This window comes from Nostoc sp., from assembly GCF_036917675.1.
Classification (GTDB): domain Bacteria; phylum Cyanobacteriota; class Cyanobacteriia; order Cyanobacteriales; family Nostocaceae; genus Nostoc.
This window is the reverse complement of the sequence record NZ_JBALCT010000061.1, coordinates 1-17024: the sequence shown is the minus strand read 5'-3', so window position 1 is coordinate 17024 and position 17024 is coordinate 1. Positions and strand designations below refer to the sequence as shown.

Annotated in this window: 13 protein-coding genes and 1 pseudogene; 8 read left to right on the top strand and 6 right to left on the bottom strand. The window is 42.6% G+C overall.

Annotated elements, in window-relative coordinates; all coding sequences use genetic code 11:
* The first annotated feature begins 131 nt into the window (after positions 1-131).
* Entirely contained in the window at positions 132-887 is a 756-nt protein-coding gene (locus V7K31_RS22890; RefSeq protein ID WP_335097055.1) for a superoxide dismutase, read from the top strand.
* Between the two features lie 505 nt (positions 888-1392).
* On the opposite strand, the gene V7K31_RS22885 is transcribed toward V7K31_RS22890, so the two are convergent.
* Positions 1393-4053, bottom strand: coding sequence for a sensor histidine kinase (locus V7K31_RS22885; RefSeq protein ID WP_335097054.1), 2661 nt, complete (start codon positions 4051-4053; stop codon positions 1393-1395).
* Between the two features lie 749 nt (positions 4054-4802).
* Here V7K31_RS22885 and V7K31_RS22880 point away from each other — a divergent pair.
* Together V7K31_RS22880 and V7K31_RS22875 are read left to right on the top strand one after the other, a co-directional pair.
* A complete protein-coding gene (locus V7K31_RS22880; RefSeq protein ID WP_335097052.1) occupies positions 4803-5162 on the top strand; it encodes a Mo-dependent nitrogenase C-terminal domain-containing protein in 360 nt (119 codons plus the stop codon).
* Positions 5163-5184: 22 nt separating this feature from the next.
* Entirely contained in the window at positions 5185-5457 is a 273-nt protein-coding gene (locus V7K31_RS22875; RefSeq protein WP_335097050.1) for a cupin domain-containing protein, read from the top strand.
* Here V7K31_RS22875 and V7K31_RS22870 read toward each other — a convergent pair whose 3' ends face one another.
* Positions 5458-5643: a hypothetical protein gene (locus tag V7K31_RS22870; protein WP_335097048.1), complete on the bottom strand. Its 186-nt coding sequence runs from the start codon at positions 5641-5643 to the stop codon at positions 5458-5460.
* Positions 5644-5848: 205 nt separating this feature from the next.
* On the opposite strand from V7K31_RS22870, the gene V7K31_RS22865 reads away from it, so the two are divergent.
* A complete protein-coding gene (locus V7K31_RS22865; protein ID WP_335097046.1) occupies positions 5849-6595 on the top strand; it encodes a creatininase family protein in 747 nt (248 codons plus the stop codon).
* Between the two features lie 327 nt (positions 6596-6922).
* Here V7K31_RS22865 and V7K31_RS22860 read toward each other — a convergent pair whose 3' ends face one another.
* Positions 6923-7336 (bottom strand): hypothetical protein, encoded by a 414-nt coding sequence (locus V7K31_RS22860; protein WP_334943985.1) that lies wholly within the window; start codon positions 7334-7336, stop codon positions 6923-6925.
* A 453-nt stretch (positions 7337-7789) separates the two neighbouring features.
* Between V7K31_RS22860 and V7K31_RS22855 the strand changes: the two genes are divergently transcribed.
* The gene (locus V7K31_RS22855; RefSeq protein WP_335097044.1) at positions 7790-8356 is read left to right on the top strand and encodes a PadR family transcriptional regulator; all 567 of its coding nucleotides are present in this window, start codon (positions 7790-7792) and stop codon (positions 8354-8356) included.
* A gap of 488 nt (positions 8357-8844) precedes the next feature.
* On the opposite strand, the gene V7K31_RS22850 is transcribed toward V7K31_RS22855, so the two are convergent.
* The 3 genes from V7K31_RS22850 to V7K31_RS22840 all read right to left on the bottom strand — a co-directional run bounded on the left by V7K31_RS22850 (position 8845) and on the right by V7K31_RS22840 (position 13122).
* Complete coding sequence (locus V7K31_RS22850) at positions 8845-10782, bottom strand: acetate--CoA ligase family protein (RefSeq protein ID WP_335097043.1); 1938 nt, start codon at positions 10780-10782, stop codon at positions 8845-8847.
* Positions 10783-11305: 523 nt separating this feature from the next.
* On the bottom strand, positions 11306-12484 hold the full coding sequence (locus V7K31_RS22845) for a GNAT family N-acetyltransferase (protein WP_335097042.1): 1179 nt from the start codon (positions 12482-12484) through the stop codon (positions 11306-11308).
* A gap of 254 nt (positions 12485-12738) precedes the next feature.
* On the bottom strand, positions 12739-13122 hold the full coding sequence (locus tag V7K31_RS22840) for a hypothetical protein (protein WP_335097041.1): 384 nt from the start codon (positions 13120-13122) through the stop codon (positions 12739-12741).
* 569 nt (positions 13123-13691) lie between these two features.
* Here V7K31_RS22840 and V7K31_RS22835 point away from each other — a divergent pair.
* From V7K31_RS22835 to V7K31_RS31930, 3 genes and pseudogenes are all read left to right on the top strand, one after another.
* Complete coding sequence (locus V7K31_RS22835; protein ID WP_335097040.1) at positions 13692-13973, top strand: hypothetical protein; 282 nt, start codon at positions 13692-13694, stop codon at positions 13971-13973.
* 67 nt (positions 13974-14040) lie between these two features.
* Positions 14041-16545, top strand: a complete 2505-nt coding sequence (gene ptsP / locus V7K31_RS22830) for a phosphoenolpyruvate--protein phosphotransferase (protein WP_335097226.1) — start codon at positions 14041-14043, stop codon at positions 16543-16545.
* Positions 16533-16694 (top strand): annotated as a pseudogene (locus tag V7K31_RS31930) (IS982 family transposase); the annotation flags it as partial. The gene ptsP and the pseudogene V7K31_RS31930, both read left to right, overlap by 13 nt.
* Positions 16695-17024 lie beyond the last annotated feature (330 nt).

The window sequence follows — 17024 nt, the reverse complement described above, 5'->3', positions numbered from 1 at the left end:
CTTAATATTACAAGTCTAAAAAAAGTTTCTTAAACTGCCAAAAATAATTGCCAATTCCCAATTTTTTGTAGTCAGAATCTAAGAAAATAAAATTGCAATACATATTTAATGGATTCGCTGTAAAACCTTATATGACTATTAATCGACGCCATTTCTTGTTCTTACTCACAGCAGGTGCGGGTACTTTTGCGTTAGATGCTTGTGCATTGGCAGAGAAATCTTCTAATGGAAACACTGTAACTGCCGACACAACAGCAAATACAACAGGGGCTATCCAACTACCGCCTTTAGCTTACGCCTACGAAGCACTGGAACCACACATCGATGCTAAAACGATGCGGTTTCACCATGATAAACACCATGCAACTTATGTGAAAAACCTGAATGCAGCCTTAGACAAACACCCAGAACTCAAAGGCAAAAGTGTTGAAGAAATGTTACAAAAAATTGACAGTGTACCACAAGATATTCGCAAAGTAGTACGCAATAATGGCGGTGGCCATGTCAACCACTCAATGTTCTGGAAAATTATGAAGCCGAAAGGTGGGGGAGAACCAACAGGAGGTATAGCCGCCGCAATTAATCAAAATTTTGGCTCTTTCGCTGCTTTCAAAAAACAGTTTAACGAAGCTGGTGCTGGTCGTTTTGGTAGTGGTTGGGTTTGGCTAGTACGTAACAAAGGTGGCAAGTTGGAAGTGGCAACTACAGCTAACCAAGATAGTCCCTTAACTGAAGGCAAATATCCCATCTTGGGTAATGACGTATGGGAACATGCATATTATCTGAATTACCAGAATCGCCGTGCGGATTATTTAGATGCTTGGTGGAACGTGGTTAATTGGGATGAGATTAACAACCGATTTGCAACAGCAAGTAAATTTGCCTGAAACCAGACAACAATTTAGAGTTATAGGCGCTTAAAAACTGGTAATAGAAACAACATTCTGCTGCCAGTTTTTTGATGTGATCCCAAATATTGTTTGACCAAACATGAAAACTGCTATAGCGGTTATCGGTTGAGTGAGGTACAAGGAACCCCACCCCCAACCCCCTCCCCGCTCTTCGAGAGGGGGCTATGATGTACCTCATCTGATTAGGAAACGCTATAAGTAGGTAGGCGTAATTAAATATAAGATCAAACCTCACTCTCAATCCCTCTCCGTGAGTTCGGAGAGGGAAGCCGGAGGCAGGGTGAGGTTTTATATTTAATTTGACCCACTTACTTATAATAATTAATTCTAATATCATGTCCGTCAAATTACCCAAAATAAAAGAACCCCACCCCGCCAAAGCTGTGCTTTGTCTCCCCTCCCTGCAAGCGGGGAGGGGTTGGGGGTGGGGTTCTTCGGGTTTAATGAGCAATCAAACGGACATAATATAACTCCCCACTCGCTACTCCCCTAACTTTTTCCAAGGAAGTTTGATTGTAAATCGACTGCCTTTTCCTAACTGACTTTCGGCATGGACAGTTCCACCGTGCAACTCGACAATTTTTTGCACCATCACTAATCCTAAACCACTGCCTGTTGAACGACGGGTAGAGGAATTTTCAACTTGTATAAAAGGTTGAAATAATTTGAAAAGATCATCGGAAAGCATACCAATACCTGTATCTACCACGCTGAAAAAGATATATTGATTTGTGAAATTTGGCTGGACTTCAATCCAGACTTTGCCTCCTTCTTTAGTAAACTTGATAGCGTTAGTCAACAAGTTGATAAATACTTGGCGGATGCGGCGTTCATCGACTTGGATGGGTTCGAGTTCTTCCGGTATTTGTAGACTCAGGTGGATATTTTTCTGGAACGCCAGATGTTTAACAAAACTTAGGCTGGAGTCACATAATCCCCGAATCGAAGTAGTAGCTAGTTGCAGTTCTATTTTGCTGGATTCGATATCGGTAAGGTCAAGGATCTGGTTAATCAATTCTAATAGGTTCTTACCACTGGATTCGAGGATATTTAGGGACTGGCGCTGTTCTTCACTCACAGAGCCGTACACTTCATTTTGGAGTGATTCTGAGATTTCTAGAATGGAGTTTAAGGGAGTCTTCAGTTCATAGCTGATGTTTTTTAAAAAGGTGCTTTTGGCACGATTTGCCATTTCGGCAACTTCTTTAGCCTCACGCAGCGCGGATTCTGCCCGTTTGCGATCGCAAACTTCTAAAGTCAGGGCGACAAATTCCGCAATTGAACTAACGAAGTTTTGCTCACTTAGTTCCCATGTCCTCTTAATACCAATCTGCTCATACAATACTGTTCCCACCACTTCGCCCCCAACCCAAAGCTTGGTATCAATTAGGGATAAGATGTTATTTGGTTCTAGCAGTTCATTCCATAATTCTTGTACCCGGGGATCGGTGCGAGTATCGGTGACGGTGATGGTATGGGCAGCCGCCAGAGCTTTAAAGTAGATCGGATAATCTGCAAGGTTGCGTTCTATATCTGTCGAATGTCTCTGGTTGCTACGTTCATAGAGATTTATACATTGTAGTTTGGTGCGTTGGCGCAGCCCGCCGTATGCATCGCTATTAAATAACCACACACCCACTCGCTCTACTTCTAAGGCATTCGCTGCTTTCTCTGTGATCACTTTAAATGCTGTTTCCAGATTTCCTTCAAAAACCGCTTTGTGATTTGCCAGTTCTGCCAGTACTCGACTATGCTGGCCTAGTTTTTGCTCACTGTTGATACGTTCTTGAATCTCTTGCTGTAATTCTTGAGTTCGCTGCTTAACTTGCAATTCTAACTCTTGATTTTTGGTAGTCAGTGCAGTAAAGGTTTTGCGTAACTGCTGCGCCATCTCGTTGAAAGATTCACACAGCCCCTCTAGTTCTTTAATGCCCTGTACTTTGATCACTGAGTCTTCGCCATTGGTAAAATCGGCTAAATCTTTTGTCGCCGTGCTGAAGTCCAGAATTGGCTTAGTTATCCAACGGGCGCTGACAATCCCCAATATAGTAGCTAGTCCCAATGCTCCCAGACAGACAAAGATTGTAGTTTGAGTGTTGCGATCAATCTGCCCCATAAAGTCTGCTTCTGGGACAGCTACTACAATCAACCAATTGATATTTCGTTCGCCTTCTAACGGTCTAATTTCTAAAAATTGTCGTTTGCCCTCAAAGGAGAAATCTAATTGCTGTAAACTTTGAATCTGGTCAAAGTTACTAAATTTAGTTGCTAAATATTTAGCGGTTGCTTGAGTAAAGGAATTCCCGCTCTGGGAAGCTGCCAATCTAATCGGTTTACCATTTTGTAAGCGGAATGGTTCTTCCGTTGTCGAACTTGCTACTAATAGCCCCGATCGCTCGATAATAAAAATTTGCCCAGACTTACCAACTTTGATATTTTGCAGCAAATCCCCAATTTCTGATAAGTGAGTTAGAGTGCTGTTGACTCCGAGTAACTCACCTTGCGAGTTATAAATGGGTTGAGATGCACTAATGAAGAGTGTTGGTTCAGTCAGGGGTGTAAAAATCTGACTAAAGCTGAATTTTTTAGCGGTAACTGCTGTTTGATAATCAGGACGCGATCGCGGATCATAGTTTTTGATCACCTCTGGCAGTTGGGTACGTTGACCTTGAGAGTCAATTCTGTAAGTGTAGAGATCGTACCCAGTTGACTTAGAGGCATATCTTAGCAAAAATTGGCGCTCGTTGAGCTTTTGGACAGCTAAGTATTCTTGCTGTTCATTGCTTGCCGTTAAGGCCAACGCATCTGGAAAAATCTTTAACTGCTCTATTAAATATGGCTCCCAGGTTGCAAGATTCTCTATCTTCAGCAACCCCATATCAATAATATTTTGATTACTATGTAGTACCTGACGCGGGGTTGACAGATAAGTTTGTAAATTCTGCTCGACTCTATTGGCAACTTCACGGCGCAATTCGCTAGCTACCTCATTGACTGCTTTTTGCCCGTTGTGGATTGATAAATATGCAGTCAATCCCACAGCTAGGAAGATTTGCAGCATGAACAAGGCTAGCAGGATGCAACTGAGGGGTACGCCTTTAAACAGGGAAAAAAGACCACCTTGCCCAGTATTTTTGTTCATCTGCCCACTCTCCCTGCTACCCCTGCCTGTCCTCTAGTAGTGAGTACAACACCTCGACTTCGCTGTTCTGTGGGCTTATGCATAGTTTATACTCGGTCGGGTCAAGTGCCAATATACCACTTCTGGTAAAAGAACAAAACGTTAGTTAACTGCACCTGTAGATTTCACCAGCCAAATATTGCGATCTTCAAAAAGACTAAGTACAACATTTCATTAATTGGTAGCGGATTCTCTGCGTGCCTCTGCGCTCCTTTGCGTTTAAACTTCAACCATCAATCCGCAACGGTTAATTTGCGTAGTATATCAGACAAATTTATGGATATTCAATACCCTAAAATGGAGAGATATTAGGGGCTAATCTTAGCGAAATGTATATGGGGTCATAAAAAAACTGTGTTTGTCTGCCATAAACTACATCTCTAGATACTAGGCAGTTTCAGAACCAGGCATTTAAATATAATATATAAGATTCCTATCTTTATAATTAGAAATCCATAAGTTAAAGAAATGCCATTTTTATATTTTCTTTGTTATTTTGTATTTAACGGGACAGTTCTTGATCATTTGGTGGGGTTAAATAACAATTAGTTAAGCCATTTCTCTCCCCAAAGATCCATGTAAATTATTTGCATTCTGCTTACTTTACTTCTGAATTTACAAGCACAATGCAAATTGGCCAGAAAGATTACATGGTAAGATTCCTAATCGGCAAATAGTTCATCTACACAAGCAAAACCTTGCCTAAAACGATGCTTAAAACAATTAATCAGCGTATTTTTCTGGCTGCTTTTATTCACCCTTTTGAAGAAAAGAATCGAACAGGTAGTAAAAAGCAATTTGCTCAACCTAAATTAGATTTACTGCAACCATTACGTCAACGGCTGGACAAGATTGAGATTCAGAATCGGAAATTAGCCAAATTTATTGCTAAACTGATTCCTGCCCAATGTCCATTCGAGCGTGATCTCATGCTTTTTGGTCGCAAAATAGGCCACATTCCGCCAATGTGCAAACTCAATCCGCTTTATAACGAACTTGTCTACTTGCGTTTTCGCGCTTTGTGTTATCTAGTAGATCAGTGTGGAGAGGATATTCAATCCTACTGCTAAACATAACTAGAGAAAACACAATATGGAAATTCAAATTGAGCATCAACCCAAACAAGAACATCTCAATAAATTGGGTGTCTATAAATGGGAAATTTGGAAAAAGGAAGTCTCAAAATTTCCTTGGACTTACGATTCTCAAGAAACTTGCTACTTTTTGGAAGGTGATGTAGTTGTTACTCCTGATGGTGGACAGCCAGTGCAAATGGGTAAAGGTGATTTGGTGACTTTTCCTGCTGGCATGTCCTGCACATGGGAAATTACAAGAGACGTAAAGAAGCATTATTACTTCGATTAGTCAATAGACAAAAGCGATCGCAGAATCAGTAAATTGCTTATATCCATATCTGTTGAAACTGATTGTGACTCCATCCCCTAAACAATATTGATAGAAATAGATAGTCTCATTTCCTCCAAATATGGCAGTGGACATAGATCCCCGACAACTTTTACCAAGTCGGGGATCTTGTGCTTTCGCTACCACTGGGAATCTTGGGAGTTCATAATCGTGTTAGTGGGAGTTTACAGCTATTTTCAGGTAAATAGGCTACGCGGTAGGGGCACAGCAATGCTGTGCCCTGACGATAGATGTGGTTCAAATACTTGAATTCTGCTGTAATTAGAGAAGATGCTATTTAGCAGAAAAAGCTTTCGTCCCACCGCAATTTTATTGAGGAAAATTATCAAAAATGTTACTGCATTTAAGTACTTGGCAAGAAGTCGAAGTTTATTTACAGCAGTCAAAGGGTATAATTTTCCCTATTGGTTCCACAGAACAACATGGGCCAACGGGGTTAATTGGTACTGATGCTATTTGTGCAGAAGCGATCGCTCGTGGTGTAGGTGATGCAACGATGGCGATCGTTGGACCTACAATCAATGTGGGGATGGCACTACACCATACTTCCTTTCCGGGCACAATCAGTCTGCGTCCTAGCACTTTAATTCAAGTAGTGCGAGATTATGTAACTTGTTTAGCCAAAGCTGGTTTTAACAAGTTCTACTTTATTAACGGACACGGCGGTAACATCGCTACCCTGAAAGCGGCTTTTTCAGAAACTTATGCTCATTTAGAAGATTTGCAGATTGCCAATGCTCAACAGGTGCAATGTCAAGTGGCAAACTGGTTTATGTGCGGTTCTGTATATAAACTAGCCAAAGAATTATATGGGGATCAAGAAGGTTCTCATGCAACCCCAAGTGAAGTAGCCCTTACCCAATACGTTTATCCAGAGGCGATTAAGCAAGCACCCCTTTCAGTAGAAGTTGCAAGCGGACACAGAATTTATAGCGCAGCTGACTTTCGAGTGCGTTATCCAGATGGACGCATGGGATCAAATCCGGCTTTAGCAACGCCTGAACACGGTAAGCAATTTTATGACTTGGCGGTGAAAGAACTTAGCAATGGGTATTTGGAATTTGTGAACGCGGAATAAAATATCTTGAGAATAGTTATTTGATCTGACTTTTCCCGTTAAGGAACGTGGATTAAATAATAATGCAAAACTTCATCCTGTCTCCAGCTTCCCTCTTTTTTATAAGGAGAGGGATTAAGGGTGAGGTAAGCCAGGGAAATAAATTGTATGTTATTTAATTCTGATCCCTAAATCGGGAACCATCGAAAGAGCAAGGGTTTTCAAATCCGTAGACTACAGCTAATAGTTCGTTATTGTCGGGTGGACATTGCAATGCCCACCCTACTTACTGTGGCCGATTCAGATAAAATCTGCTGTATGGCTATTGAAAATCGCTCTAAGTTACCCTTAAACCTTAGACGTGAGAAATCTTGATATCTCCGCATGTGCCAACACAGCACCAGGTTCGCGCTGGAGAGCGTTGTAATATTTTCGCTCGAAGGTATTGCCCGTCTCTAACGGTACAATCAGCGTGCGGACATCAGCAATCAACTTTTGGAAATCGTCCAGCGCTATCGGTTCATCTGCTTCGAGCATTTGATCAACTTGCACAACCACCTCAGAAATGCGATGTAGCCAAGCAAATTGTTCATGAGCGATAACGAGCTGAAGAAGTTCTCCACTTGATACTCGTCCACTAACCTGTTCGTAGGCAATGCGTTCTGTCTCCAGCAACATCTTGTGAAGGTGAAGTAATTTGTTTCGTAAATCACGCAGATATTGATGTTGACGTATTCTTTCTGAAAGTATGTTAGAAGTCAATGTTACCCATCCTCTCGTTATAATAGTGTTCGATGCCTTAAATAAATTCTGCGTCGGTATTCATCACGATAGACCGTAGCGAACAACTGGTTTGTTGAGTGATCCGCTAGCGATGAATAGCATAACCAATGGTGGCGTAGACCCTCGCTAGAAGGCTGGCCACTCTTGTCAGAACTTCTCCTTCTCTTTTTTTCAAGACTCTCCACATAGCTTGCTTCCCCGTAGGAGTAAGGGAGTGGCACTTCCTTACTGTCTTGTACAAATAGCACCATTAGCCATCTGCCCAACCTCAGTTCATGTATTTGGTTTCCTTGCTAAGAAGCATTATAATCAACATATCTTTTTATAACCGTTATATCTTATATTGGATTAATCATATATTAGCATAAACTTAGAAGAAGTACATGGTGGAGAACCGATCAAGAAAATGTTAATTATGGAAAAACAGTCTTCATGTCCCTAGCATATGTAATTCTAGGTCTTCTTCAGCAGCAAGAAATGACGGGCTATGACCTCAAAACGAGCTGCTTTGATCAATGCATTGCCCATTTGTGGCCAGCAGACCAGGCACAAATTTACAGAACTCTTGATAAGCTAGTTGAACAAGGCTGGATTACCTGTACGATTGAGATTGGGCGCGATCGCCCCAACCGCAAAGTCTACAGTGTGACGGAGCCTGGAAAAGCCGAATTCGCCCAATGGCTTGGGACTCATCAGCCCTTACCGACTATCCGAGAACCAATGCTAGTCCAGTTGCATTTTGCAGATCAGTTGTCCAATGAAACCATTATTCACCTACTGGAGCAACAAGTTGCGGCTCGAAGCAAAAAGCTTGCTGAATGTGAAACCATCTATTTGCCATCACTCGCTGATGAGTCTGCCAATCGTGAGCAGGTGATGCAAAGGCTCGTGCTGGAGTTAGTGATCCGAAGAGAACAGACTTATCTTGATTGGTTGAAGATAGCGATCAATGTGATCAATCATCAAAAGCCATCTCTATCACATTACCAGATTCTTTGACACTCCCTAACACTAATGCCCACTTGTAGCAACTCGTCCCACCTCTTACAGCAGTTTTCATCTATTTGAACCACATCTGTCGTAGAGGCGCAGCATTGCTCATGCGTGTCAACTTAAGGTAAAACTCCTTTAAACCCTCGTTTCCAGCCAGAGGCTGGAAATGCTGCTCTTGGCGGCTCTGCCGCCAGCGAGGGAGGCGGAGCCTCTAGAACCGCATTCCCAGTCGGAGACTCTTAACGAGATAATCTAAAAGCTGCTTCTAGGCAGGTTCTCAGGTTAAGTTGACACCAATGAGCAATGCTGTGCCCTTACTGCGTGGTCTATTTACCTGAAAATAGCTTTAAGGACGTAAGAACCTGAAACGTTCTTGGCTTTCAGGTTCTTACTGGTGGGCTTTCTGCTCTAATAGTTGTAATTGTTAGCTTATTGAGTACTGTTGATTAACCCTTGGATTCAGAAATATTGGGTTGAGCGCCTATTTACTTAGCTCACAAAATCGCTCCAGTTTCTTTCAAATAAACCCGTGTAAATGGTTCATCTTCACCCAAAGTATAATCTTCAATCAATCCTTGGCGACCGACAGAAATGCCGTTGCCTTTTCTAATCACCACAGTAGAAGCATCGACAACGTTCCGCACTAGCATCATCTCAGTTTCTGTGGGATTATCCAAAACTACGATATTACTACTCTGGTAAAACATACCCTCGTCATTTAGGATGTCTTCCGCATACTCGACAATTAGCAAATCAAGTTTGGGATGACGCAGCAAAGTTTGGACATTGCCGTTGTAATTTTTGCTTAATACTTTTTTCGAGCGATTCAAAAAAACTGCATCACGAGAAACAGCGCCTATTGTCCAGTTGGGACGTTGCAAAAGGATATGGTCAATCGTTGCTTCCAGTTCTTCAACTGAGATTTTATTAAAGGTAATAATCGGTATCCTCGCATCTGTACCCGACTCAAAAAAGGTTTCTAAGATCCGAGAAGGCACATCAACGCTTTCACCAACAGAAGGTTTAAGATGCATTAAAACGCCTGGTGCAGCATTGATTTCGAGAATGGCCAAGTTACTGAACTTCCAAGATTCTGAGAGACTTTTGGCCATGATATCAATCCCAAGGCAAGTTAGCTGGAAATGTTGGGCAATATCTTGCGCCAAGATAATATTGTCATCATGAACTGTCTGGGTTGCATCGATGCTTATACCTCCGGCTGAAAGATTGGCAACTTTACGCAGGTAAACAGTGCGTCCCTTCTCAATCACGCTGTCTAATGATAAGCGCTGTTCGTCTAGGTAGAGTTCCATCGCTTCATCAATCTGAATTTTACTCATCGGCGAGGTTGGGGTGTCTAAACGTGCAGGTTTGCGGTTTTCTTGGCGGATTAACTCTGCAAGTGTTAAATACCCATCACCGACAACCGATGCTGGACGCCGTTCTGTGGCAGCAACAAATTTACCATTGACACACAACAAGCGAAAATCTGATCCTGAGATACTTTTTTCAACAATTATCCGAGTTAGCTGATCTTCGGGAATCGCTGCCACTGCCCTATTATAAGCAGATACCAGTTCTTTTGAGTCTTGCACATCAGCCGTGACACCAATTCCTTTGTGACCGACCACTGGCTTAACTGCCACTGGGTAGCCAATCTGTCTCGCTGCTGCCAGGGCTTCCTTCTCGGAAAAGACGATATCACCTTCAGGTACTGGGAAACCCAAGGTTTTTAAAAATGCCTTGCAGTCATCTTTGCGGGTGGTGAACTCCGAATCTAGATGACTATCACAGTTAAATGTTGTTGCTACCCCCCGGACGTGTTTTTTTCCCAAGCCGTATTGCATCAATCCTTCTTCCCGCAAATAAAAGGCGGGAATACCTTTTTCATAGGCTGTTCGCAATAGGGCGTAAACCGTAGGGCCACCGTAGACCGATGCGCGGAATCTATTTTGCAGCTTTACTATCTGCTCATCAAAGCTAAAGTCTTCGTCTTGGGTAATGGCTTCAAACCAATCCCAAACAAAATAAACTACCTCCCTAGTTGTGCGTTCATGTAGCGATTGGACACTAATCCGCGTGCAATTTGGATATGCCTTGACATTAGAATGGTTAAGGTGCAAATCCATGTCCAGTTTTCCGACTTCGGACACAACTTGGGCAAATAGATGGGCATGGGATTCGTAGCTTTGGCTGGCCAGGTGTCGATAGTGATGTCTCTCGACAAGCCTCTGTGCGTCTGTGCCAATCCTTGCAATATAATCTTCAATGGGCAAAGGCTTTCTAGAGTCAATTAAAGCAAAGTCAAATACTAGCGCCCCTGTATCTAAATAGGGGTTAGGCCCAATATAATGCTTGAAGTTGAAAATATCAAATACATCTGTTCTTCTAGCATTAATGCGGACTAAATCACTGCTTTTTTGTAAGACCATTGATTACGAACCTTTGGCTAAACACCCTGAAACTGAGATACTGAGTTATGGGTACTCAGACTTATTGATTGTAGATTGATTCAGATTAATTTTAGAGAGTGATGGCAAAGCCATTGATCTAATTCAGAACTCACCCTAACCCTATTAGTAAGCATTTTCAACTATCTCAAGGCATAAGGGACTTCAAAATAAAAAAATACTCAACTACTTCTTGTGGGGTGGGCATCCTGCCATTGGTGTGAAGTTATAGAGTTTCCTAATCACATGAGGTACATCATAGCCCCCTCTCGAAGAGCGGGGAGGGGGTTGGGGGTGGGGTTCTTGTACCTCACTTAACTGAGAACCGCTATAAGTCTTTTTTACGTCAGTTCTCTCCAAGTACAACAAAAATGGTTGATATTATAATTGCCACTGCTCTCGATTTAGTCAATCCTAAGCATTTACGAAACTGGTTTGCAAACTGTTGCTACTGTACTTCATAAACCTGCAATCTGCTGTACTTATTTTTCTGTTTGGAAGTCTCTTAAAAGAAATCAGCCATCCAAGGCGACGCACCTGCAAATATTTGCGTAGCTGCTAAGATAGCCGTTTCTGTCCCATGCAGTTTTCCCACTTGTTGCAAATGGTAGGGGGTGAACAAACTTGTATACAATGATGCCAATTCCCGGATATCTAGCTGCAACTCACCCTTTCCACCTTTTCTAATTTCACCACGTCCGTTGGCGACAGAAAGAATGAATTTTCCATTATTTCCAGTTAGCAAATTATCTTGAATTTCTAAGTGCAGTTCAGCTTGGATTTGCGATGGATAACCCCGCGCCTCCAGCGCCTTGACTACATCTATTACCCGCAGCAGCCAACGATTCGTATCCTTAATTTTGGCAGTTTGCTCTGGTAATAGCAATGTCAGGGAATCAATCGCAGAACTCTTCCATCGCACCTGCTGAATTTGAGAACGATGATTTGCTAGAAAAGACCAGAAGGTTTGTGCAGCAGTAACTGTATTGAGTACCCAATCTTTCACCGAGAGGATTTCACCATCCTCTGTTCGCTCTTGAGTGAAGATGATGTAACCTTGGGGTTGGTCTTTAGTACCAATAAAATACGCATAGACTGTTTCTTTCTCACCTGGCTGGATTAAGCGCTCCCAAATTGCTGGATGTCGGTCTAAATATCCATGCGTTAGTCTTGCCTGCTGCTGATATAGTTCATGAAAGACTTGATGATTAATCAAACCTACTGGTTCCAAAGGTAGGGGTTGCTCCCGCACTTGGATATTCTTGGTAGCAACTTCCCAAATACACCAGCTACCTCCCTGCTCATACCCGACTTTTCGGTACAGGCTTTGAACAGCTGGATATAGAGCGGAGATTGCTACGCCCCTAGCATAAAGTTCTTTGAGGGTGTGCTGCATCAGAGCGATCGCAACTCCCGAACCGCGATACTCTGGAGCAATACCTACGGCGGCAATTCCTGTCATTGGTACACGCACACCACCCCACCACTGACCCATATCCAGAGTTGCCAATCCACCAACTACTTGCTCCAATTTACGGATAATGCGGAAATTTTCTACACCAATTAGATTGATGTAAACTTCCTCGCCACCAAGTGCGCTGATGAAACATTGCTCAAAGATATACCCCAGGTGCTGAATATCCTGTGGATGGGCGAGAGTGCTGTATTCAAATTGAGCCGTCATCTCTTATACCATTAGTAGGATAAAACCACAATCATACTACAGCAGGGGTTGCCTCAATGCTTCACCAACTGACTGGAGAATGGGGACTGGGGAAGAAAGATTTTCATGTGTTCTGCTGTACGCGGTTCATAATGGCCATATAACAGACGCAGCCAAATATCCATGCTTCGGAAACACCTTGGGTGGTCAGTAACTATTCAGTAATGTTCATCTCTGGAGAAAAAGTCATTATTCATGGAGATGATCTTAAACAGTTAATATCGCCGTTGCACACCGACAATCAGCCATAACAGTGCTAAAACGAATAGAATCACATGGAAAAACTCATACCCTAAATTAGGTAACCAACTCAACATCCAGCCTAAGCCTAGCTGAAATGAGTTTGCCAGAATTGTTAGAATTCCGACATATAGCAACAGAACAATACCAATACTCAAAGGAATCCTTAGTACATCTTTTAGTGCTAAAGAAGCAATTCCCAAAAAGCCAAGGTAGGGAAATACGAATAGATATATCCCGAACCAGTAGCCTACGCGATCAGGGTTAGGAGGTGATAAAAACCAGCCCAAATACAAATAACCGTTAACCCCCATCCCCAAAAAAATTAGCACGTAAAGCAGCTTTTTACCAGTTATCATATTTACGCAAAGGATGAAAATTTTTGAATGCCATGCAGGGTCAATTATAAGTAACTGCTAAAAATACTTCATCTTTTGCAACAAATGCTATTACATCTATAAGCAATGCTCAAGTCATTGCAAGAAATGTATAAATTAGTTCTGCAACCGCTTTAACATTTACACCTAATGTTGCTTCATTTATAAGCAACGCTTAAATCATTGCAGCAATCATTGCAATTAATTTATAAATCTATTTACTACCTAAAATTAAAAACTTTCCTAGTGAACGCGGATTTAATAAAATACAAAACCTCACCCCCAACCCCTCTCCTTAGTAAGGAGAGGGGAGACTTTGACCAAAGTTAAAGGCGGAGTGAAGTTAAAAATCATATTTCGACGTTATGTAAAATTAACTAAAGTTTTAGGTAGCGGCACGAAGTGCGAGAATGGTGTCCTATCGGACATCCCTCTCCTTAGTAAGGAGAGGGACAGGTTTTACGTAGTAAAACCAGGGTGAGGTATCTCAGTGGCTATGAAACTTAACTGTAAATTGCGTTCAAAAAGACTTGTGTGTATACCGTAGCCCTGTGGGGGACAAGAATAGGAGCGTAGTTTATAGTATACTTTACGACTTATTCATTCATCCTCTAAAGAAGGATCAGCCTTATTTAATATTCTGGCGGGATAATCTCAACGGCGATGTCTCGATTAAGTTGTACGATGGAAAGAAATTTATCCAAAACATTTCTTCCCGTACTGCTAGCGATGGAGTTGATGAGTGGACACCACGTATTCCTGTAAAAGAAGGCTATTTTGTTCGCATTTATAGCTGGAAAGACCGGAATGTTTTCGGGCAGTTGCAATTGTAGCGGAATGGGAAAATGAAATGGATAACTTGCTAAACGCAAACCTCTCAACAAGGTTGACAGTGTGGCAGTGGTCGGAATTGTCATCGTTTCTCACAGTAAAAAACTAGCTCTGGGTGTGCGGGAACTCGCCGCGCAAATGGTTCAAGGGCAAGTTTCCATCGCTGTTGCAGCAGGTATTGAAGATCCAGAAAACCCACTGGGTACAGATCCTATTCAGGTTTATGAAGCGATCGCTTCTGTTTTTTCTGATGATGGTGTCTTGGTGTTAATGGATTTGGGTAGTGCTTTGCTGAGTGCAGAAATGGCAATCGAGTTTCTGCCAGAAGCACAGCAGCAAAAAGTGTATCTCTGTGAAGCACCTCTAGTAGAAGGCGCGATCGCTGCTGTGGTGGCGGCGGCGGCTGGTAGAGATATTCACCAAGTTATGGCGGAAGCACGCGGCGCACTTTTAGCAAAAGCAACTCAATTGGGTGTAGTTAGTAGGGCGTTGTCAATTGTCACCCCAACAACCCATGTAGAATCACTTACGCGAGAAATCCGGCTGATTGTGAGCAATCGCTTAGGATTACACGCCCGTCCAGCAGCGCAGTTTGTGGCAACCGCAGCCCGATTTAAATCCCAAATTCTAGTGCAGAATTTAACGAGAAATACTCAGCTAGTCAGGGGTGACAGTATTAACCAAGTCACAACTTTAGGAGTGCGTCAAGGACACGAATTACTAATTACTGCTAGCGGTTCTGACGCAGATGAGGCGCTGGCGGCATTAGAGGCATTATTTGCAAATAACTTTGGTGAAGATAATGCTGCCTTGAATTATCGACCCGCATTTCACCATACAGTTACCCCAGCAACTCACGGCGAACTTTTGGGAATAGCAGCTTCTGCTGGAATAGCGATCGCACCCATTGTTCATTATCAGCCTACCCACATTTCAGTTACGCAATACCACGTAGATAATATTGAGGTAGAGTGGCAACGAGTACAAGCAGCAATCCACACTGCCAGACAGGAAATTCAAGCAGTTTTCTCACAAGCATCTCTTCAAATTGGTGACGCTGAAGCCGCCATCTTTGATGCCCAACTACTATTTTTAGAAGATCCAGTACTGCTGGAAGCGGCTAAAAAGCGGATCTTAGAATACCATCTAAATGCTGAAGCAGCTTGGCAAGCCGTAGTCGATGAAGTAGTGACTTCCTACCACACACTTGAAGATTCTTACCTGCAAGAGCGAGTTGACGATGTTCTAGATGTCGGACAAAGAGTGCTGCGATTATTAGCTGGGAATGCCCCTGCTAATCTGCATCTTCAGGAAGCTGTAATTTTAGTGGCGACTGATTTAATCCCCTCAGATACGGCTGGATTAGATCCGACAAAGGTGTTGGGTATTTGTACTACTTCTGGTAGCGCTACCTCCCACAGCGCAATTATCGCCCGGACATTGGGTATTCCCGCAGTTTTGGGAGTGGATGCCCAGGTGTTGCACTTGGCAAATGGTACACTGATGGCACTTGATGGTGAAAGTGGCAAAGCTTGGGTAGAACCAGAATCAGATATCCTAGATTTACTGGAGGCAAAGCAAAAAGCTTGGCAAACTGCCCAACAGGAAGCACAAGCTACGGCACACCAGCCAGCAATTACTCGTGATGGTCGGCAAGTGAGCGTCTTCGCCAATATTGGTAGTATAAGTGATGTCCAAGTTGCTGTGGCTAGCGGTGCAGAAGGTGTGGGACTACTCCGCACTGAGTTTCTTTATCTTGAGAGGACAAGCGCCCCCACAGAAGAAGAACAATTTGAAGTGTATCAAGCGATCGCCCAAGTTTTAGATAATCGTCCGTTGATTATTCGTACCTTGGATGTCGGTGGTGATAAGCCACTCCCCTATCTGAGAGTAGGGTTAAGAGAAGCTAACCCTTTCTTAGGCTGGCGGGGAATTCGTTTCTGTTTAGATCATCCAGAACTCTTCAAAACTCAGTTACGGGCAATTTTGAGAGCTAGTGTCAGACACAAAATTAAGATCATGTTGCCGATGATTACGACTGTCAGCGAGGTACGTGCCGCTAAGGTAATCTTGGGTGAAGTGCAGACGGAACTAAATCAAGCTGGTATCCCCTTTGATGCCGCGATGGAAGTGGGGATTATGGTGGAGGTACCGTCAGCAGTAGCGATCGCTGATCAGTTAGCGGCGGAAGTAGACTTCTTTAGTATCGGCACCAATGACCTTAGTCAGTATATCATGGCTAGCGATCGCACTAATCCCCGCGTGGCAAATTTGGTTGATGCACTACATCCAGCAGTGTTGCGAATGGTGCAGCAAACTGTCCAAGCTGCCCATGCAGCGAGGATTTCGGTGGGATTATGTGGAGAATTGGCAGCAGATATTTTAGCAATACCAATTTTGTTAGGTTTAGGGCTGGATGAATTGAGCGTAAATCCTCAAAGTATACCTGCAATCAAACAGGCGATCGCTCGGTTTAGTATAGTTGAAAGTGAGGCGATCGTGGCGTCAGCATTGCAACAAGATTCCGCAGTTAATGTCAGAGAGCTAATCTCAACTTCAGTAAACAATATGTAAGGCATTAGATTGAGACTGTGTTTAACGCTATTACTTGTGTTTTTCCCAAGTTTAGTCACGCAGTCACATATCAAGGGTTTTTAATGAAATTAGAAGTATTTATTTTTGCTTTTACTTTGAAGCAAGCATTTGTGCCTGCTAGACTCTAACCCATTTCAACACTTTTGGGTCTTTATCATAGCGGTAGGTAAAGCCGTCCCTAGTAGTGAGAGACTCACCTTTACTTGCTTTACTTCTAATAGTTTTAATAGAATAAGAAGTTAATTCAGTTATTTCCTTATGAGAAAGTCCTTCAATTGTAGTTTTTTGAGTCAATATTTCTGATTGATTTTGGTATTCATTATTAGGTACACTGTCTATAGTAATGTGAATCTTTTCAGGGGAGTTATACCAATTTAATATGAAGCTGCATAGAAAAGAGCTTCTAATATAAAGTTATAAGAGGAGACAGATATTACCTGCTCAAATGTTAATTGCTC

Coding starts and splice junctions, on each gene's coding strand:
- V7K31_RS22890 (WP_335097055.1), top strand. CDS start 132: ATGACTATTAATCGACGCCATTTCTTGTTCTTACTCACAGCAGGTGCG.
- V7K31_RS22885 (WP_335097054.1), bottom strand. CDS start 4,053: ATGAACAAAAATACTGGGCAAGGTGGTCTTTTTTCCCTGTTTAAAGGC.
- V7K31_RS22880 (WP_335097052.1), top strand. CDS start 4,803: ATGCTTAAAACAATTAATCAGCGTATTTTTCTGGCTGCTTTTATTCAC.
- V7K31_RS22875 (WP_335097050.1), top strand. CDS start 5,185: ATGGAAATTCAAATTGAGCATCAACCCAAACAAGAACATCTCAATAAA.
- V7K31_RS22865 (WP_335097046.1), top strand. CDS start 5,849: ATGTTACTGCATTTAAGTACTTGGCAAGAAGTCGAAGTTTATTTACAG.
- V7K31_RS22855 (WP_335097044.1), top strand. CDS start 7,790: ATGTCCCTAGCATATGTAATTCTAGGTCTTCTTCAGCAGCAAGAAATG.
- V7K31_RS22850 (WP_335097043.1), bottom strand. CDS start 10,782: ATGGTCTTACAAAAAAGCAGTGATTTAGTCCGCATTAATGCTAGAAGA.
- V7K31_RS22845 (WP_335097042.1), bottom strand. CDS start 12,484: ATGACGGCTCAATTTGAATACAGCACTCTCGCCCATCCACAGGATATT.
- V7K31_RS22840 (WP_335097041.1), bottom strand. CDS start 13,122: ATGATAACTGGTAAAAAGCTGCTTTACGTGCTAATTTTTTTGGGGATG.